General features: G+C 73.2%; 16 protein-coding genes and 1 tRNA gene. 6 read left to right on the forward strand and 11 right to left on the reverse strand.

Annotated features, from left to right (window positions below; genetic code table 11):
* Positions 1 to 188 precede the first annotated feature (188 nt).
* Together ABD284_RS07430 and secD are read left to right on the forward strand one after the other, a co-directional pair.
* The gene (locus ABD284_RS07430; protein WP_344141776.1) at positions 189 to 632 is read left to right on the forward strand and encodes a hypothetical protein; all 444 of its coding nucleotides are present in this window, start codon (positions 189 to 191) and stop codon (positions 630 to 632) included.
* A gap of 71 nt (positions 633 to 703) precedes the next feature.
* Complete coding sequence (gene secD, locus ABD284_RS07435; RefSeq protein ID WP_344141777.1) at positions 704 to 3,364, forward strand: protein translocase subunit SecD; 2,661 nt, start codon at positions 704 to 706, stop codon at positions 3,362 to 3,364.
* A gap of 93 nt (positions 3,365 to 3,457) precedes the next feature.
* Here secD and rsmI read toward each other — a convergent pair whose 3' ends face one another.
* Entirely contained in the window at positions 3,458 to 4,336 is an 879-nt protein-coding gene (gene rsmI, locus ABD284_RS07440) for a 16S rRNA (cytidine(1402)-2'-O)-methyltransferase (RefSeq protein WP_386698935.1), read from the reverse strand.
* Positions 4,337 to 4,537: 201 nt separating this feature from the next.
* On the opposite strand from rsmI, the gene ABD284_RS07445 reads away from it, so the two are divergent.
* On the forward strand, positions 4,538 to 6,169 hold the full coding sequence (locus ABD284_RS07445; RefSeq protein WP_344141778.1) for a dolichyl-phosphate-mannose--protein mannosyltransferase: 1,632 nt from the start codon (positions 4,538 to 4,540) through the stop codon (positions 6,167 to 6,169).
* Between the two features lie 305 nt (positions 6,170 to 6,474).
* Positions 6,475 to 6,678, forward strand: coding sequence for a cold-shock protein (locus ABD284_RS07450; protein WP_067975405.1), 204 nt, complete (start codon positions 6,475 to 6,477; stop codon positions 6,676 to 6,678).
* A gap of 103 nt (positions 6,679 to 6,781) precedes the next feature.
* Here ABD284_RS07450 and ABD284_RS07455 read toward each other — a convergent pair whose 3' ends face one another.
* Positions 6,782 to 7,723, reverse strand: coding sequence for an ion transporter (locus ABD284_RS07455; RefSeq protein ID WP_386698932.1), 942 nt, complete (start codon positions 7,721 to 7,723; stop codon positions 6,782 to 6,784).
* Between the two features lie 221 nt (positions 7,724 to 7,944).
* Between ABD284_RS07455 and ABD284_RS07460 the strand changes: the two genes are divergently transcribed.
* The gene (locus ABD284_RS07460) at positions 7,945 to 8,265 is read left to right on the forward strand and encodes a sec-independent translocase (protein WP_344141779.1); all 321 of its coding nucleotides are present in this window, start codon (positions 7,945 to 7,947) and stop codon (positions 8,263 to 8,265) included.
* Positions 8,266 to 8,314: 49 nt separating this feature from the next.
* On the opposite strand, the gene ABD284_RS07465 is transcribed toward ABD284_RS07460, so the two are convergent.
* The 9 genes from ABD284_RS07465 to galU all read right to left on the reverse strand — a co-directional run bounded on the left by ABD284_RS07465 (position 8,315) and on the right by galU (position 17,047).
* Entirely contained in the window at positions 8,315 to 8,932 is a 618-nt protein-coding gene (locus ABD284_RS07465) for a hypothetical protein (protein ID WP_344141781.1), read from the reverse strand.
* A gap of 1,729 nt (positions 8,933 to 10,661) precedes the next feature.
* Positions 10,662 to 10,931 (reverse strand): hypothetical protein, encoded by a 270-nt coding sequence (locus ABD284_RS07470; RefSeq protein WP_344141783.1) that lies wholly within the window; start codon positions 10,929 to 10,931, stop codon positions 10,662 to 10,664.
* A gap of 269 nt (positions 10,932 to 11,200) precedes the next feature.
* Positions 11,201 to 11,274 (reverse strand) — tRNA-Ala (locus tag ABD284_RS07475).
* Positions 11,275 to 11,349: 75 nt separating this feature from the next.
* Entirely contained in the window at positions 11,350 to 12,129 is a 780-nt protein-coding gene (gene sepX, locus ABD284_RS07480; RefSeq protein WP_344141785.1) for a divisome protein SepX/GlpR, read from the reverse strand.
* Positions 12,130 to 12,955: 826 nt separating this feature from the next.
* Positions 12,956 to 13,600, reverse strand: a complete 645-nt coding sequence (locus ABD284_RS07485; protein WP_344141786.1) for a GNAT family N-acetyltransferase — start codon at positions 13,598 to 13,600, stop codon at positions 12,956 to 12,958.
* 135 nt (positions 13,601 to 13,735) lie between these two features.
* A complete protein-coding gene (locus tag ABD284_RS07490) occupies positions 13,736 to 14,293 on the reverse strand; it encodes a MogA/MoaB family molybdenum cofactor biosynthesis protein (protein ID WP_386698929.1) in 558 nt (185 codons plus the stop codon).
* Positions 14,290 to 14,778 carry a cyclic pyranopterin monophosphate synthase MoaC gene (gene moaC, locus ABD284_RS07495; RefSeq protein WP_344141787.1) on the reverse strand — a complete coding sequence of 163 codons (489 nt, stop codon included), beginning with the start codon at positions 14,776 to 14,778 and terminating at the stop codon, positions 14,290 to 14,292. Before moaC ends, ABD284_RS07490 begins: the two co-directional genes overlap by 4 nt.
* A 37-nt stretch (positions 14,779 to 14,815) precedes the next feature.
* Positions 14,816 to 16,051, reverse strand: coding sequence for a molybdotransferase-like divisome protein Glp (glp, locus tag ABD284_RS07500; protein ID WP_344141788.1), 1,236 nt, complete (start codon positions 16,049 to 16,051; stop codon positions 14,816 to 14,818).
* Between the two features lie 66 nt (positions 16,052 to 16,117).
* On the reverse strand, positions 16,118 to 17,047 hold the full coding sequence (galU, locus tag ABD284_RS07505) for a UTP--glucose-1-phosphate uridylyltransferase GalU (protein ID WP_344141789.1): 930 nt from the start codon (positions 17,045 to 17,047) through the stop codon (positions 16,118 to 16,120).
* Between the two features lie 185 nt (positions 17,048 to 17,232).
* On the opposite strand from galU, the gene ABD284_RS07510 reads away from it, so the two are divergent.
* A complete protein-coding gene (locus tag ABD284_RS07510) occupies positions 17,233 to 17,793 on the forward strand; it encodes a 5-formyltetrahydrofolate cyclo-ligase (protein ID WP_344142028.1) in 561 nt (186 codons plus the stop codon).
* Positions 17,794 to 17,961 lie beyond the last annotated feature (168 nt).

The raw sequence follows: 17,961 nt of genomic DNA on the forward strand, positions 1-17,961 counted from the left end.
CACGCCGCGGCCCAGCGCACGCGGTCCTCGGCGGGCCGTCCGGCCCCCGGTCCCGCGGGCGCGGCTACAGCGGTGGCCTCGCGCATCGGTAGTGTTGGCGTTTAAGGTCGTCTGCCGAGCACGTGTTCCGCCCGGTTCCCGCATCGGGCCCGCAGGCGGCCGCACGCGACCCAGGTTCGACTAAGGCGGTGGTCACCACGGTTTCCCGTGTCTTGGCCTCGCTGGCGGTCGTCGCCCTCCTGCTGGTGGGCGCGCCGCTCTCGCCGGGCGCTTCCGCGCTGGCCGCCCAGACCGCCGGCCACGCGCCCCTGGCCGTCGCCGCCGCCGCGGACGCCGGCTCCCACGCCGACGCCCGCGGGGCGTCCGGCAAGACGGACTCCGGTTCCGACCGGGCGCTGCTGGTCGAACGCGACTCGGGCGCGGTGTCCGTCGCGCTTCCGGGGTGGAAGACCGACCACCGCCCGGTGGTACGCGACCTCCCCGAGGCCTACAGCCCCGTGCTGCCGTGGATCGGCGAGTTCGCCGGCCACTGGACGCTGGTACCGCCGCCGGGCTCGGTCGAGGCTCCCCGTCTGGACGACGCCTTCGCACTGCCCTTCGGCCGGGCGCCGCCGCTCACCGGACGCATGTGAACCAGTCCACCCGCGGCAGGGCGCCCGCCCTGCCGCAGAGGCCGCATGACCGTTCGTGAAGAGGTAGTCCAATGTCCACCCAAACGGGAGCCGGATCGCGCTGGCTGCGCGGCATCGTCTCCCTAGCCATCGTCATCGGCGCGTTCGGCGCCGCATGGTTCATCCCGCCGAAGCTGGGGCTCGACCTCAGTGGAGGCACGCAGATCATCCTGGAGACCCAGGACGGCCGCGACGGCACCGAGGCCAACGCCGAGAACACCGACAAGGTGATCCAGGTGCTGCGCGAGCGCATCGACAGCCTCGGCGTAAGCGAGGCCACCATGTCGCGGTCCGGCGAGAACCGCGTCATCGTCGAACTGCCCGGCGTGCAGGACCCCACCGAGGCGGCGGAGATCCTGGGCCAGACCGCTCAGCTCACCTTCCACCCGGTGCTGGGCGTCGCGCCCGCGCAGGGCAGCGGCGTGCAGGCGCCCATGGGCGACTCCGCCAACGCCCCGGCCGACGAGGCCCGCGCCCCGACCGACGGCCAGGGCGGCTCCGGCGGCGGATCCGGCTCAGAAGGCGGTTCCGGCTCAGGAGGCGGCTCCGGCGGCGGCATGGGCGACATGAGCCAGGAGGAGCTCCAGCAGCTCCTGCAGGGCCAAGGCGGCGCGGGCGCGGGTGCCGGCGCCGGCCAGCAGGCCGCCGACCCCAGCAAGGTCGCCCGCACCCTGCCCGACGAGCAGGGCAACCAGCTCCAGTTGGGCGAGTCCCGGATCGAGGGCGACCAGGTCGCCGGCGCCGAGGCCGTGCTCGACCCCACCACCAACACCCAGTGGCAGGTCAACGTCGACTTCCGCGGCAACGGAACCGACGCCTGGGCGAAGCTGACCGGCCAGGCCGCCTGCCACGACCCGGGCCAGCCCCAGCGGCGCGTCGCCATCGTGCTGGACGACGAGGTCATCTCCTCGCCCGAGGTCAACCAGGACACCGCCTGCGACGTCGGCCAGACGGGCGGCTCCACCACCATCACCAGCAGCAGCTTCGACCAGGAGAGCGCGCAGGACCTGGCCGTGCTGATCGAGGGCGGTTCGCTGCCGCTGCCCGTAACCGAGGTGCAGCGCCAGACCGTCGGCCCCACGCTGGGCGAGGACGCCATCCGGGCCAGCTTCATCGCCGGCGCGATCGGCATCCTGCTGACCGGCGTCTACATCTGCGTCGCCTACCGCCTCGTCGGCTTCCTGGCCGCCGTGGCACTGGCCTGCTACACGCTGATCGCCTACGCGGCGCTGGTGGCGCTGAGCGCGACGCTCACCCTGCCCGGCCTGGCCGGGTTCGTGCTCGCGATCGGCATGGCGATCGACGCCAACGTGCTGATATTCGAACGAGCGCGCGAGGAGTACCAGAACCAGGAGAAGATCTACCAGGCCAACAAGTCCGCCGGGATGGTCGACGCCACCGAGGCCGAGACCGAGCAGGCCGAGTCCGGCGTGCTCTCCCGCCGGCGCCGCCGGGCGATCCCGCCGAACCTGCAGAAGGCGTTCGTCTCCGGTACGCAGAAGGCCTGGAGCGCGGTGCTGGACACCAACATCACCACGCTCATCGCCGCTGCGCTGCTGTTCTTCTTCGCCTCGGGCACGGTGCGCGGCTTCGGTGTGACCCTGGGACTGGGCACCATCGCCTCGATGGTCTCGGCGCTGGTCATCGCCCGCGTGCTGGTGGAATGGGCGGTGCGCCGCAAGTTCGCCCGCAAGCACCCCGCCATCACCGGCATCTCCAAGATCAGCGCGGTGCGCGAGTGGCTCACCCGGCGCAATCCCGACCTGATGTCGCGGTCCAAGCTGTGGCTGGGCATCGCCGCAGCGATCGTCGTCGTGGCGGTGGCCGGTGTCCTGATCCGCACGCCCAACTTCGGTGTGGAGTTCACCGGCGGCCGGGTCATGGACTTCACCACCCAGCAGGAGATCAGCGTCTCCGCGGCCCGCGACACCGTCACCGACGCCGGCTTCCCCAACGCGGTGGTGCAGGAGTCGGGCGACGGCGACATCGCGGTGCGCACCGGCCCGATCAGCGACGCGGAGGCCGCCTCCATCCAGGACGCCCTGGCCGACCAGGCCGGCGGCGTCGAACGGCTCTCCGACGAGAAGATCGGCCCGAGCATGGGCGACGAGCTCCGCAACCGGGCGCTGATCGCCCTGGTGGCGGCGCTGGCCCTGCAGATGGTCTACCTGGCCTGGCGGTTCCGCTGGTCCTTCGGTGTGTCGACGATGCTGGCGCTGGCCTTCGACATCACCCTGGTGATCGGCCTGTTCTGCTGGCTCGGCAGGCCCATCGACGGCGTGTTCCTCGCCGCCATCCTGAGCGTCATCGGATTCTCGGTGAACGACTCGGTGGTGGTGTTCGACCGGGTGCGCGACGAATGGGCCAACGACAGCAGGTCGGGCTTCAGGAAGATCGCCAACACGGCCATCCTGCACACGATCCCGCGTACGGTGAACACCACCATCGGCGGTGTGTTCATCCTGGCCACGCTGGCCGTCTTCGGCGGGGCGTCGCTGCGGGACTTCTCGGTGGCGATGCTGGTCGGCCTGATATCGGGTGTCTTCTCGACGGTGTTCGTCGCCGCGCCGCTGGCGGCGTGGCTGCAGCGGTGGGACAAGACACCCCCGCCGCACGTCATCCGCGAGAAGCGCACCAAGCAGCGCAAGGAGCTGCGCACGGCGCGCGAGCAGAGTGACGGCGCCGTGGTCTAACGGCGCGGTCCAGCGGACGCGGGCGGGGTCGGGCACTGCCCGGCCCCGCCTTCTTCGTCGTGCCGCGCAGCGGCGTCCCGGACGCCGCGGGCCTCAGCGGTGCGCCGCGTCGTAGACCTCGCGCTTGGGCACCCCGAGCTCGCGGGCCACCTCGCGGACCGCGTCCTTGCGGGAGAGGCCCCCGGCCTCGCGCTCGGCCACCGCCGCCGCCAGGTCCTCGGGGGTGCGCGGCACCGCGGCCGGCGCGGCCCCGGCCACCACGACCGTTATCTCGCCGCGCACCTCGCCGCGCGCCCACTCGGCGAGGTCGCCCAGCGGCGCGCGCCGGACTTCCTCGTAGGTCTTGGTCAGCTCGCGGCACACCGCCGCACGCCGGTCGGCGCCGAAGCCCTCGGCCATCGCCGCAAGCGTGGCCGCCAGCCGGTGCGGGCTCTCGAAGAAGACCATCGTGCGGCGCTCGGCCGCGAGGTCGGCGAAGTAGGCGCGCCGGCCCTTGCGGGGCGCGAACCCCTCGAAGCAGAACCGGTCGGTGGGCAGCCCTGACAGCACCAGCGCCGTGGTCACCGCGGTCGGCCCCGGCACCGACGTCACGGGGACTCCCGCTTCGGCGCACGCAGCCACCAGGCGGTAGCCGGGGTCGGAGACGCCGGGCATGCCGGCGTCGGTGACCACCAGGACGTCGCGGCCGGCCGCGAGCTCGTTCAGCAGCTCCTCGGCCCTGCGCGCCTCGTTGGCGTCGTAGTAGGACACCACCCGGGCGCCGGCCTCGCCGCCGAGCCGAAGGCCCGCCCGGGCGGCGAAGCGGCGCAGTCGGCGGGTATCCTCCGCGGCGATGATCCCTGCGCCCTCCAGCGCTCGCAGCAGCCGGGGCGGGGCGTCGTCACCGTTGCCGATGGGCAGCCCCGCCAACGTCAAAGTTCCGGGCGCCTGCGCGGCCCGCGGCTCCTCGGATCCGCTCGGCCCTGCGGTCACGTTCCACCCGCTCTCTAGACGCTACGGTAAGGGAGTGCTCCGGGCGGCCCCGGACCGGCGCGCGGCCCCGCCGCGGCGGCGGTCCACGGCGCCCGCCCTGCTCGCGGCGCGCACCTGCGGCCGCGCGGCACCGCCCGGCACCACCCCGCCGTGAGGCCTCCCCGAAGACCGACCACCCGTGCCCCAACCTTAAGAGCCGACATGACCACCACCGCACCCGAAGCCTCCGTCGATCCCGATCCGAGCTGGCGCGGATCGGTCCGCTCCCGCCTGGTGCCGCCCATGCCGCAGCCGGCCTGGGCGGGGTGGGTCGCGGCGGTGGCGGTCGCCCTGTTCGCCGGCGCGCTGCGCCTGATCGGGCTGGGCAGACCGGGCCAGATCTACTTCGACGAGACCTACTACGCCAAGAACGGTCTGTCGATGTGGGTGTTCGGCTACGAGCACGAGACCCTCGAACGCGCCGACGCGATGCTGGAGCGGGGCAACGACCAGATCTGGAGCGGCGGCGCCGACTTCGTGGTCCACCCTCCGCTGGCGAAGTGGCTGATCGCGGCCGGTGACCAGGTGTGGGGCCTGCTGCCGGGCACCGCCGAGGTCGAACCCGAGGGGTGGCGGCTGGCCTCGGCGGTCGTCGGCGCGCTGTCGGTGCTGCTGCTGGTGCGCATCGCCCAGCGGATGACGCGGTCGTGGCTACTGGGCTCCGCGGCGGGCCTGATCATGGCGCTGGACGGGCTGCACTTCACGCTCAGCCGCATCGCCATGGTCGACATCTTCCTGACCTTCTTCATCCTGGCGGGCTTCGGGTGCCTGGTCGTCGACCGCGACCGCACCCGGGCGCGGCTGGCCGACAAGGCCGAGCAGGGCGTCCAGGCCGTCAACTGGCTGGGTGTGCGCTGGTGGCGGATCGGCGCGGGGCTGTTCCTCGGCATGGCGGTGGGCTGCAAGTGGTCGGCCCTGTTCTACGTGGCGGCGTTCGGCCTGCTCACGGTGGCGTGGGACTACGGTGCGCGGCGCAGCACCGGCCACGACCGCACGGCGGTGCGCTGGTTCGTCTTCGATGCCGTGCCCGCGTTCTTCCAGACGGTGGGCGTGGCCGCGGTCACCTACCTGGCGACGTGGACCGGCTGGTTGGCCACATCGGGCGGCTACGGCCGCGGCTGGGGCGCCGCCCACATGCCCGCCTGGCTGGAGGGCGCGCCGGGGCTCGTGCAGGCCCCCGTCAACGGGCTGCGCAGTCTGGCCTACTACCACCAGCAGATGTACTCGTTCCACAGCGGGCTGTCCAAGCCGCACGACTACGCGTCGCAGCCGTGGGAGTGGCCCATCATGCGCACGCCGGTCGCGTTCTACTACGACGACCAGCCCTCAACCTGCGGCCGGCCGGACTGCTCCACCGCGGTGCTGAGCATCGGCACGCCGGCCGTGTGGTGGCTGGGCATCGCCGCTGTGGTCGTGATGCTGGGCTGGTGGCTGACCTACCGCGACTGGCGCGCGGGCGCCGTGCTGCTGGGCGTGGCCGCGGGGTGGCTGCCGTGGTTCGCCTACCCGGACCGGACCATGTTCGTCTTCTACGCCCTGCCGATGCTCCCGTTCCTCGTGCTGGCGCTCGTGCTGGCCCTGGGGCTCGTGCTGGGCGCCGGCGAGACGCGGCCGGAGTACTCGCCGTGGGCGAGAGTGGCGGGAGGCGTGGTCTTCGGCGTCGTGCTGCTGCTGGTGGTCGCCAACTTCGCCTACCTCTACCCGGTGCTCAGCGGCGAGACGATCACCTACGACGCCTGGGCCCAGCGGATGTGGTTCGACACCTGGATCTACGGCAACGGGGGCGGGGACTGACCCCAGGGCCCCGGGGCGCCGCCGAGGCGCTCTTAGCCTGCCGCATGCGAAAGATCAACAGGAAACGCACATGCGAATGACGCGTTCTTGAACACTGATTCCGGGGTCGGAAAGCCTCGGCACGGCATGTATGCGGCTGGTAGTCTCATGAACCGGTTGCGGTTGTAGTTTCCATTGATGGCCCAGGCGCCTCACGGAACTTCACGTGGGCGCTGGTCGTTTGGGCAGAAACTCCCGGGGACGGGCGCTCAGCAACCCGGGGCCAGCAGGGTGCGGCCCCGAAGTAGTCCCCAAAGGGAGAGCAGATGGCTCAGGGCACCGTGAAGTGGTTCAACTCTGAGAAGGGTTTCGGTTTCATCGCTGTTGAGGGCGGTGGACCGGACGTGTTCGTGCACTACTCGGCGATCGCGGGTACCGGCTTCCGGAACCTGGAAGAGGACCAGTCGGTCGAGTTCGAGATCACCCAGGGCCCCAAGGGCCCGCAGGCGTCCAACGTGCGTGCGCTCTGACGTCGCCTGAATCTTTTCTCGGCCCTTCGCTCGGTCTCGGGCGAAGGGCTGCTGTGTTTGCGGGGGCGGTCCCGCCGCGGTCCGCGGCCGCGAACGGCGCCCGCTACCGCGCGGACCCTCCGTCGGGTTCCAGGGCGGGCTCGGCGTCTCCGGCGGGCTCCGCGGAGGGCTCGGCGCCCTCCTGACCGTCCCGGCGGCGCCCTCCGCCCTCGACGCCGCCGAGCACCCGCACCTCGTCGCTGAGCCGGGCGACCTGCTCGGTCAGCTCCTCCAGCCGGTCCATGACCGACTGGTGCTGCTCCAGCTCAAGCTCCTGGTCCTCCTCCCAGCGCTCGGCGTTGACCTCCTGCTCCAGAGCGGTGACGATCACGCCGATCACCACGTTGAGCATGATGAACGCCGTCAGCACGATGTAGCCGACGAAGAACACCCACGCCACGGGCTCGCGCTCCAGCACCGGCTGGGCCACCTCGGGCCAGTCCTCGGTCGTCAGCAGCACGAACATCGTGTAGAGGGTGGTGTCGAGGTCGCCGAAGTGCTCGGGGTCGATCTCGTGGAAGAGCCGCTCCCCCAGTACCGCCGCGGTGTAGACGATGATCAGCAGCAGCCCGCTCACGGTGCCCAGCCCCGGGACCGAGCGGAACAGCGCCGTGACGATGGTGCGCATCTGCGGGACGACGCTGACCAGCCGCAGAATCCGCAGGATGCGCAGCATCCGCAGGACGGAGAACCCCGAGGACGCCGGCACCAGCGCGATACCGACCACGATCATGTCGAACCAGTTCCACGGGTCGCGGAAGAAGGCGCGGCCGTAGGCGAAGCCCTTGAGCACGAGTTCGGCGGCGAAGATCGCGACGAAGACGACCTCGGCCGCGGCCAGGAGGCCGGCGGCGCCGGCGAGCGGGCCGTCGACGTAGGTCTCCAGGCCCAGGGCGACCGCGTTCAGCAGGATCAGACCGATGATCACGGCCTGGAACCAGCGTCCGCCGACGATACTCCGCGCCCAGCCGCGCAGCGCGCTCTCGGCCACCGGTCCTCCCGTCACGCCACCACCGTCCACACTGCCGCCCGCGAACCCCCGCAAGGCCGCCACAACCCTAGCGCCCGGTCCTCTCGCGGCGGCAGGGCCGGGGGCGGCTCTCGGCGGGCCCCCGCGGCGCGAGCGGTCATCCACCGGCCGCCCTCCGTTGCCCACGGAGCGGACGACACGGGTTAATCTGCTAGGAGGCCGGAGCAACCACCACAGGCCAATCGGAGGAGCCGGGCATGTTCAACATCGGGGCGGGCGAGTTCATCGCCCTCGCTGTGCTCGCACTGGTGATCTTCGGCCCGGACCAGCTGCCCAAGGCGGCGGCGCAGATCGGCCGGGTTCTGCGGCAGCTGCGCACCATGGCCGACAGCGCCAAGACCGACATCCAGCAGGGCCTGGGGCCGGAGTTCAAGGACTTCGACGTCGAGGACCTCAACCCGCGGCGGTTCGTGCAGAAGCACTTCTGGGAGTCCGGCGACGAGGACGGCGCCGACCGCAGCCGGCCCGCCGCCCAGCTGAACGGCAAGCGCCCGCCCTTCGACAGCGAGGCCACCTGATCCGGGCCGCCCGCCGGGAGCACCCCGGCCGCGCACGCGGCCGGACGCGTCAGCCGAACATCAGCACCAGGAACACGCCCAGCGCCAGAACCACGGCCGATCCGGCCGTCACCGCGGTCGAGCCCACGGTGGCCACCAGCACCTCGGTCGCGATGGTCCCCGCCACCGCAGCCGCGGGCCAGTGCCAGCGCGGCGACGGGTCCCAGCCGTTGCGGCGCTCGCGGTAGACCGAGACCAGCGCCGCCGCGCCCAGCAGCCCCCAGAACGCCAGGTGCCACAGGGCGCGGGTGCTCGGTGCAAGGTAGTCGGCCCAGCTTCCGGTGAACATCACGAACAGCGCCGTGCTGATCCACAGGCGCCAGTGCCTCGTGCCCCTGACGGCCGGGATGGCCTTGCGGCGGGCGGGCTCGGCGCGGCGGAACCGCTCCGCCGCGACCGGCGCCGGCTCCTGCTCGGCACCGCCGGCGGGTGTTTCGGGCTCGGGCGGGGTCTCGCCCGGCAGCGCGGGCTCCGTCGGCGGCGCCGGCTCGGCCTCGTCCTCGGGCAGGTGGTAGCCGCCGGGGGCGTGGCGGCCGGGCGGGAACTCACCGCCGCCCGGATAGCGGCGGTACTGCGGGCGGGGGTCGGGTGCCGGATGGTCGGGTCCACGCTCCGCGTTGTCGGGCACGGGTCTCGCCGTCCTTATGCCGCCGGGCCGGGATCACTCTCCGTTGCCTACCCGCTCGGCGGTCCGCCGCAACGCGGTCGGCACCGTGCGTGTCCGGAACGCGCGCCGGAGCCGGCAGGCGGGACCGCAGGGACTGCGGCGGCGGCAGCCGGACGGCGCACCGCGCACCCGGCGCACACGAGTGAACGCCGCTTCCCGACCCGGGGGCACGGGCCGGGAAACGACGTTCTCGAATCGATCGGCTCCCCGCGGGCGGGGCGCTTCGCTAGTGCCAGCTCCAGCTGGCGGCCGCCGCTTCCGCCGTGTCAGCGGTGGCAGCGGGAATCGAAGGCGCGAGAACCGCGGTGACAGCGAGTGCGATGACCGCGCAGGTCTTCCTTAACACAGTGCACCTTTCCATTGCATCATCATCCATCCCCGGAACGTAAGATAAGCCCCCGGCCACACTTCGCGCAAGCCCCAAACCGGGGTTTACCAGCCTTCTACCGGATATATATCTCCAAGCCCCGGAATTGCGCATAAACAATGCACGGCACCCCCGGCGCCGTCGTCACGCGCCGTGTTCTTCCCGACCTCCGCCCCCACCTGCAGATTCGCCGACACGCGGCCGCTGACCAGGAAGAACTCAGGGTATCGAATTGATGACACCGCAGAACGGCATCACCCGGGCCCGCGCGTAACACGCGGTGCGGCCGACCCGCCACCCCGGCCTGCGAATTCCCGCTCAACGCAGAATTGCCGGGCCCTGCCCGCCGCATTGCCGACGAGGAAGACCCATTGGCGGAAGCGGGCATTTCAGCGATGGGCCGGAGCCGCCAATGCAATGCGCCGCCGCGGTCGGCACCGGCGCCGGCGGAGGACGGCGGAGGGACAGCGGGGCGGGAGGACCCCCTGCGCCACACAATACTCTCATGCGCCCGGGTGTGCCGGATTTTCCCCAGGTCACCACATATCCGCGGGCAATCCCGGCCGCGGTGCGCGGGTACGGCCGCACTCCCGCGACCGTACCCGCGCGCCTTCGGATCCGCGCACGGGTGCGCGCGCCGACGCCGGGCGGCGACAGGGTGCCGAGCGCGGTGGGAGGTGGCGGCGCTACCGAGCACGACCGGCACGCGCGATTCGTCGCCGCCGACGACGACCGGGGCCGCACCCACCGCGAGCACGAGTCCCGCTCCCCGGCTCGACCAGGCCGCGCGCCCCTGGCGGGCCCGCGGAAACGAGGGGCGGTCTGCGGCCCGGCGAGCAGGAACAGCAGCCCGAACCCCACGTCCCGCACGAGCAGGACGCCGGAGCTGCTCCCGGCCGAATCCAGCATCGGGGCCGATCAGCACGCCCGGCACCGGCAGCCGGACGACGCCGGGGACGGCCTTGCGTCTTGCGCACCGACGCCGCCGGCATCGGCCCGAGGAACGCGGCGAGCGCGATCCAGGCGAGCGACACCGGCTCCCCGGCCGGGGCCGACTCATGCATAGGCGACTGCAGGCGGCCGGGGCCGGCCCGCGCGCGCTGACGCACCAGTGACGCACGGGCGACGCACCGCCCGCACGCGCGAGCACCGGAACCACCGGACCACAGCCGCGGAACACCGGCGCCGGCGGGCCGAAGGCGGGCAGGGGAAGCCGCGCGCGGCAAGCCGGGCGCCAGGCCCCGGCGGAAAACCCCCGGGCCTCGGCTGCGTGCCACGGCCCTCGGGCGGGCGCCGCGTTCGGCGCACGGTCGCCCTACCGGGTCAGGTCGTGACTCCCCCGCTCGGGTGCCGCGCCGCATCCGCGAGCGCGGAGTCGGGGAGGTCGCCGCGCGGTGCGGCGGCGTCCGCGGCCCCCAGGCACCGGCCGCTGTCGAACAGCCCCGGTTCGTAGTGCACGGTGTGCTCGACGTGCCCGCTGACGACGATCCCCACCTCGTAGGAGCCGGGATACGGGACCTCGCCGGGGTCGTTCACGCGGTAGCGCCACGGCACGGACGCGGGAAGCGTCCCGGCGGCGCCGGCTCCCAGCATGCCGTGGGCATGAGACGCGATCGCCTCGTCGTCCAGCTCAGCTGGGGATGCGCACCGAGCTGATGCTCGAAATCGTGGACCATGTGCTGGTCCAGGCCATGCACGGCCAAGGCGCCGGGCTGATCCCGCGGTCGGGCGCCGACGGCGGGCACGGTGTGCACAAGACGAAAGCGGGGCCGCGTCCGAGGGACGTGGACCCGCCTTCAACGGTGTCAGGGCGGCCTTCCGCGGCACCGGCCTGGACCGGCGCCCGGGCAGGACCCCGGATGTGGAGCTGAGGGGATTCGAACCCCTGACCCCCTCGATGCGAACGAGGTGCGCTACCGGACTGCGCTACAGCCCCTGAACAACGCTCTAAATGCTAGCAGCTTCAGCGGCGTGCGCCGAACCGGAAAGCGCCGCGGGCGCCGGGAACCCCCTAGTCACCCGCGGCACGCTGGTGGGCGTCGGTGTACTGGTCGTAGACCTCCCTGCGGCGGTTCATCAGCTCGATGACCTGTGCCTCGCGCGCCGCCTCGGCCGCCTCGCGGGCGCGGCGGACCTCGGCCGCCCGGCGGCGGCGCCGCGCCTGGGCGGCCCGGCGCTCGGCGTCGGCCTTGGCCGCCTCGCGCAGCAGGGCCAGGTGGCCCAGCAGCAGCACGGCCGGCGGCGCCAGCACCCACCACGGACCGAGCCCGGTGGCGACACCGATACCGGCCAGCGCGAGAAGGGCCGTCAGCCCGCTCGTGCGGCGCCTGCGCCGGGCGATGACCGCGGCCCGGCTGGGACGCGGCCGCGGAGCCGGCGCGCCGGACTCCATCGCGGTCTCCTCGTCCTCCGGGTCCTCCGGTTCCCCGGCGCCCGCCCGCGACGGCACGCGGGTCTCGTCCGGGTCGGCCGGCTCGTCCCGGTCCCGCACGGGCGCGGCCGGCACGCCGCGGCGGCCCTCGCGCTCGGAGGCGCGCTCGACCCCGGCGGCGCGGCCGCCGTACTCGGGCTCCTCCTCGGCGGACTCCGCGTCGAAGGCGCGGGCGTCCTCGGCGTCTCCGCCGCGGTCGGCGTCCTCGGCGTCCCCATCCTCGCGGAGGTCGCCGTCGAAGTCGGCGTCCAGTTCGGCGCCGTCCTCGTAGGGCGCCGCGGAGTCGCGGCGCAGCAGCATCGGCACCAGCACGATGAGCCAGACGACCACGATGGCGAGATACAGAGGAGAGCTGCTCACGACCCCTCCTCGTACCGCCGACCACCGGACAGTCCCAGACGCTCCGGCGACGATGCCCGTTCATGGCCCATGCCGGGCGGCGACCCGTCGGCGGGCCGCCCCGAGGTCACGATCCGGCGCTTGAGCCGTTCATCGTGCCCCTCGTCATTCGCCGTCCCCCATGCGCCATATGTACGTGTTGCCTGCATCGTTAGTGCGTCTACGTTCCGCACGGTACGACCAGGTGTCCATAAATGCGCAGTATTCGGACCGGAGTGTCGTGAGATTACAGTCTTTCCTCTTCCCGCCCGCCACGCGCCGCCGCCCCGATGGGAGGCGCTGCGCGCCACGGGCATTCCTTCCGCCACCCGCTACCCCGATAGAGGCGCGAGGCGCCACGGGATTTACCGGCCGCCGCATACACCACCGGATATCCGATGCCGCGGCGGCCGACCGATACCCGGGCTCGCCTGCGGATCGCGGCAGCATCGTCCGCACCGCCGGCGGGATTGCGGCCGGGTATCGGCGATTATCCCGCGAACAGCGGTGTGCTGACACCGATTTAACCGTGCGCATCTGGCCGTGACCGGCCCCCGACCGCGCGGAGCCGCCGCGGGATGCTAGAGGGTGTCCGACGGGTCGCTGTGCTACGGCGCGGCGCCCCGGCACCACTCCCGCCGCGTTCCCGTCGGTCGGCGGGGGACCCGCCCCGGCTCCTTCCCCGGTCTCGCGAGCGCGGCGCCGGTCCCATTCGCAGCGCCCCGCGCCCGGAGAACGGCGCTTCGCGCCTGGGGCGCGGGGCGCACCCGAGCACGCCGCCCGCTACGGACGGACCCGTCGCACACGCCTAGGGCGCCCCGCCGGCGGTGCTGTCGGAGCCGGCGACCCGGCCGCGGCGGCGCCACCGCGCGAGCAGCCCGCCGGGCACGTCCTCGATGGTCAGCGCGTAGCTGACGTGGTCCCGCCACGCGCCGTCGATATGCAGCTGGCGCCTGCGGAGTCCCTCCTCGCGGAAGCCCAGCTTCTCGACCACCCGCCGGCTCGCCTGGTTCTCGGGCCGGATGCTGGCCTCGATCCGGTGCAGGCCCACGGTGAAGAACGAGTGGTCGACGGCCAGCGCGACCGCGGTGGGCGTGATGCCGCGCCCGGCGCAGGCCCGGTCGATCCAGTAGCCCACCTGGGCCGAGCGCGCCGATCCCCACACCATCGCGCTGACCGTGAGCTGCCCGGCGAAAACGCCGTCATAGGTGATCGCCCACGGCATCGAGACCCCGTGGCGGGCTTCGCGGCGGATCGCCTGCAGCATCGCCACGTACGGCGAGAGGCCCGTCGTCTTCAGCGGCATCTCGGGGTAGGTGGGCTCCCACGGACGCAGCCAGTCGGCGTTGCGGGTACGCGTCTCACGCAGTGCGCCCGCGTCGCGCAGCCGCAGCGGGCGCAAGCCGATCGGGCCCTCATGAAGGGTGATCGGCCAGCCGCGGATCCGATTCACGTCGCGTCCTTCCGGCGCCTCCGGCACCCCGTGGCCGGCCGGCGGGTGCGTTCTGTGCTCCCGTGTCTCGACGGGCCGGGAACGCGTGGCGCCCCCGTCGCTTTCCTCCAGTATTCCACCACCGCAGGACCGGCGTCAGCCTGCCGACCGCGGGTGGTCGCCGCCGCCGATCTGGTCGAGGGCGTGGGCCAGGATCGGGCCGAGCACGGCCATTCCGTCGCGCACGCCGCCGCTGGAACCGGGCAGGTTGACCACCAGCATCCGCCGCCCGCTGTATTCGACGACCCCGGCCACGCCGCGGGAGAGGACGGCCGAGGCGACGCCCTTGGCCCGGCCGGTCTCGCGCAGCGCCTCGGCGATTCCGGGGATCTCGAAGGCCAGCAGCGAGCGCGTGGCCTCCGGGGTGGCGTCAGTGGGGCTGAGCCCGGTGCCGCCCGTGGTGACCGCCGCGTCGCAGCCTTCGCGCGCGGCACGCAGTAGGGCGTCGCCGACCGGAGGGCCGTCGGGGACCACCCAGGGCCCCTCGACGGCGGCGACGCCGTCCACGCGGGTGAGCTCCTCGTACAGCACACGGCCCGAGCGGTCGGAGTAGGTGCCGGCGGCGGCCCGGTTGGAGGCGGTGATCGCCGCGACCCGGTAGCGCGCGGTGGTTCCGCCGTCCGCGGGGCTCTCCGCGTCGTGCCCTGTGCTCACCGCGACCGCCTCCAGTGCCCGGTCTTGCCGCCGGTCTTCTCCTCCACCCGGACGTCGGTGACCACGGCCTCGGGGTCGATCGCCTTGACCATGTCGACCAGGCCCAGCGCAGCGGTCATCACGCAGGTGAGCGCCTCCATCTCCACTCCGGTGCGGTCGGCGGTGCGCACCGTCGCGCTGATGAGCACGCCCTCGTCGGCGACCTTGAGGTCGACGTCGACGCCGTGGACCGCGATGGGGTGGCACAACGGGACGAGGTCGGGGGTCCGCTTTGCCCCCTGGATGCCCGCCAGCCGCGCAACGGCCAGCGCGTCGCCCTTGGGCACGCCCTCGCCGCGCAGCGCGGCGACGGTCTCGGCCGACAGCAGGACACGGCCGGCGGCGGTGGCGGTGCGGGCGCTGACGTCCTTGGCCGACACGTCGACCATCCGGGCCGCGCCCGCGGAGTCCAGGTGGCTCAGCCCCGAAGGATGGGCCTCTGACATGGTGTTCCTCCTCCTCAGCGGGGGCCGGTGGCTGCGGTCAGAATGCCTCGGGCAGGCGCAGGACCTCCACCACGCTGCCCTCCTCCAGCTCGGTGACCGCTTCGGGGACCACGACCAGCGCGTTGGCCTCCGCAAGCGCCGAGAGCTGGTGGGACCCCTGCCGGGTGGCGGGCTGGGCGGTGTAGGGGGTGGGTCCTGCCGAGCCGTCGTACTCCAGCACCGCCCGCAGGTAGGAGCGCCGGCCCTTGGGCGAGTGCGGCACCGGCGCCGTGAGCCGGGCGTGCACGGCCGGGAGGGGGTCGGGCGCCAGCCCCCGCAGCCGGCGCAGCACCGGCCGCACGAACAGCTGGAAGGACACGTAGGAGCTGACCGGGTTCCCGGGCAGAGTCAGGATCGGGGTGGCGGACTCGCCGACGGTGCCGGCTCCCTGCGGCATCCCCGGCTGCATGGCGACCTTGTCGAAGCTCACCGTGCCCAGCCGCGACAGCACCTCCTTGACCACGTCGTAGGCGCCCATGCTGACGCCGCCGGTGGTCAGCACGATGTCGGCCTGCACGAGCACGTCCTCGACGGTCTCCAGGACGGTGGCCGGGTCGTCGCCGACGAAGCCCCGGCGGACCGCCGAGCACCCCGCGTCCAGCGCCGCCGCCGTCAGCATGTAACTGTTGGACTCCCAGATCTGGCCCGGGCCGATCGGCGATCCCGGCTCGACCAGTTCGGCGCCGGTGGAGAGCACCACCACGCGTGGCCGGGGGTGCACCGGCACCGTTCCGCGGCCGACCGCGGCCGCCACCGCGAGCTCCCCCGCCCCCAGGCGCACGCCCGGCCGCAGAACGGTGGTGCCCTTCTCGACGTCCTCGCCGACCCGCCGGATGGCGTTGCCCGGCTGGACCGGGCGGTCGACGGCGACGGTCGCCAGACCGCCGTCGGTCCACTCGACGGGGACCACCGCGTCGGCGCCGCGCGGCAGCGGCGCTCCGGTCATGATGCGCGCGCAGTGCCCGCGGCGCACGGCGGTGGCCGCCACGTCGCCGGCGGGGATGTCGGCCACCACGGGAAGGCGTACCGGCTCCTGCGCGGAGGCGCCGGCGAGGTCGTCGGCGGCGACCGCGTAGCCGTCCATGGAGGAGTTGTCGAACTGGGGCAGTGAGACGGCGGAGGATACGGCCTCGGCGAGCACGCCGCCGTGGGCGCGCAGCAGGTCCAGCTCGATGGGTTCGAGCGGCTCGACCAGGTCCAGGACGTCGCGGATGTGCTGCTCGACGGTCTTCATTTCCTCACCCACTGATCGGCTGGGCCGCCCTCGGGCGTGCTGGGGGCGGAGGCGGTGGAGGCGTGTTCAGGAGTCGCCGCCGGCGGCGGTGTGCCGGTCGACGAAGTCGCGCAGCCACGGCAGCAGGTCCGCGGCCAGGTCCGGGCGCTCACATGCGAATTCCACCACAGTGCGCAGGTAGTCGGCCTTGTTGCCGGTGTCGTAGCGCTGACCGCGGAAGAGCACGCCGTGCACGGGGCCGCCGTCGGCGGGCTTGCGCTGGGCGAGCTCCAGCAGCGCGTCGGTCAGCTGGATCTCGCCGCCGCGGCCGGGAGGGGTCTCGCGCAGCACGTCGAAGACGGCGGGGTCGCAGATGTAGCGGCCGATGATCGCCCAGCGGCTGGGCGCCTGGTCGGCGGCCGGCTTCTCGACGAGGTCGGTGACGGTGACGACGTCGTCCTCGCCGGTGGGCTCGATGGCGGCGCAGCCGTAGAGGGAGACCTGCTCGGGCTCGACCTCCATGAGGGCGACGACGCTGCCCCCGTAAGTCTCGCGGACCTGGATCATGCGCCGCAGCAGGGCCTCGCGGGGGCCGATGAGGTCGTCGCCGAGCAGCACCGCGAACGGCTCGTCGCCGACGTGGGCGGAGGCGCACAGCACGGCGTGGCCCAGGCCGCGGGGCTCGCCCTGGCGGACGTAGTGGACCTGCGCCAGCTCGCTGGACTCGCGCACGGCGTGCAGCCGCTGGGTGTCGCTCTTGGCCCGCAGCGCCTCCTCCAGCTCGTAGGCGCGGTCGAAATGGTCCTCGATCGAGCGCTTGGAGCGGCCGGTGACCATCAGTACGTCGTCGAGTCCGGCGGCGACGGCCTCCTCGACGACGTACTGGATCGCCGGTTTGTCGACGATGGGCAGCATCTCCTTGGGTGTCGCCTTGGTGGCCGGGAGGAACCGGGTGCCCAGTCCGGCCGCGGGCACGACGGCCTTCGCGACGCCGGGGCGGCGTTCTGTATCTGTCATGTCGGCACTTTAGGACACCGCCCGGGTGCGCGGCGTCCGGCACGCGTGGGCCTGTGCGGCCGAACGGCCGGAGGCGCCGGAGCCCGTGTCGGCGGCGGTGGCGGCCGGGCGCTCCCGGGCGCCACCGCCGACCGCACGAGCTGGGAGACTGCTGTCTCGTGAGCGCACAGGAGACCAAGCAGGAGATGCGCCGGCGGATCGCCGCGGCGCGGCGGTCCATGCCCGAGTACGAGCGGAGCGCGGCCGGGTCGGCGATCCGCGACGCGCTGGCGGCGGAGCCGCTGCTCACGACGGGCGGGACGGTGGCCGCCTACTACGCGGTGGGTACCGAGCCCGACACCCGCAAGCTGATCGCGGCGCTGTGGAAGCGCGGCACCTACGTACTTCTGCCGGTGTTCCTCGACAGCGGCGAGCTCGACTGGGCCGCCTACGACGGGCCCGACAGCCTGGCCGAGGCGCGGTACGGGCTGCTGGAACCGACGGGGCGCCGCTACGGGCCCGATGCGGTGCGCCGGGCGGCGGCGGTCGTGTGCCCGGCGCTGGCGGTGGACGGCCGCGGGCTGCGGTTGGGGCGGGGCGCCGGGTGCTACGACCGGGCGCTGGCCCGGGTGGGTCCGCACACCCGCACGCTGGCGGTGATTTACGACACAGAGCTGGTGGAGTCGGTCCCGGCCGAGCCGCACGACCGGCCGGTGGACGGGGTGGTGACGCCGAGCGGGGGGATGCGCCTGCTGCCGGCGGCCTGACGGCGGACGCGTCCGCCTGTACTGGGGGAACACCCGCCGGGCCCGCGGCGTTCGAGCATGACGGCAGCGTGATCGCAGGCGATCTCGACGGCGCCGCACCCCCGATGTCGCGGCTGTGCTGCCGGACCGCGTAATATTTGGCAGTCGACGGGTGAGAGTGCCAATAGG

Source organism: Streptomonospora arabica, from assembly GCF_039531585.1.
Classification (GTDB): Bacteria; Actinomycetota; Actinomycetes; order Streptosporangiales; family Streptosporangiaceae; genus Streptomonospora; species Streptomonospora halophila.

What these genes read in the sequence shown, in the direction of transcription:
- secD (WP_344141777.1), top strand. Translation starts at nt 704, where the DNA reads ATGTCCACCCAAACGGGAGCCGGATCGCGCTGGCTGCGCGGCATCGTC.
- ABD284_RS07445 (WP_344141778.1), top strand. Translation starts at nt 4,538, where the DNA reads ATGACCACCACCGCACCCGAAGCCTCCGTCGATCCCGATCCGAGCTGG.
- ABD284_RS07450 (WP_067975405.1), top strand. Translation starts at nt 6,475, where the DNA reads ATGGCTCAGGGCACCGTGAAGTGGTTCAACTCTGAGAAGGGTTTCGGT.
- ABD284_RS07460 (WP_344141779.1), top strand. Translation starts at nt 7,945, where the DNA reads ATGTTCAACATCGGGGCGGGCGAGTTCATCGCCCTCGCTGTGCTCGCA.
- ABD284_RS07470 (WP_344141783.1), bottom strand. Translation starts at nt 10,931, where the DNA reads ATGCTGGGAGCCGGCGCCGCCGGGACGCTTCCCGCGTCCGTGCCGTGG.
- moaC (WP_344141787.1), bottom strand. Translation starts at nt 14,778, where the DNA reads ATGTCAGAGGCCCATCCTTCGGGGCTGAGCCACCTGGACTCCGCGGGC.
- glp (WP_344141788.1), bottom strand. Translation starts at nt 16,051, where the DNA reads ATGAAGACCGTCGAGCAGCACATCCGCGACGTCCTGGACCTGGTCGAG.
- galU (WP_344141789.1), bottom strand. Translation starts at nt 17,047, where the DNA reads ATGACAGATACAGAACGCCGCCCCGGCGTCGCGAAGGCCGTCGTGCCC.
- ABD284_RS07510 (WP_344142028.1), top strand. Translation starts at nt 17,233, where the DNA reads ATGCGCCGGCGGATCGCCGCGGCGCGGCGGTCCATGCCCGAGTACGAG.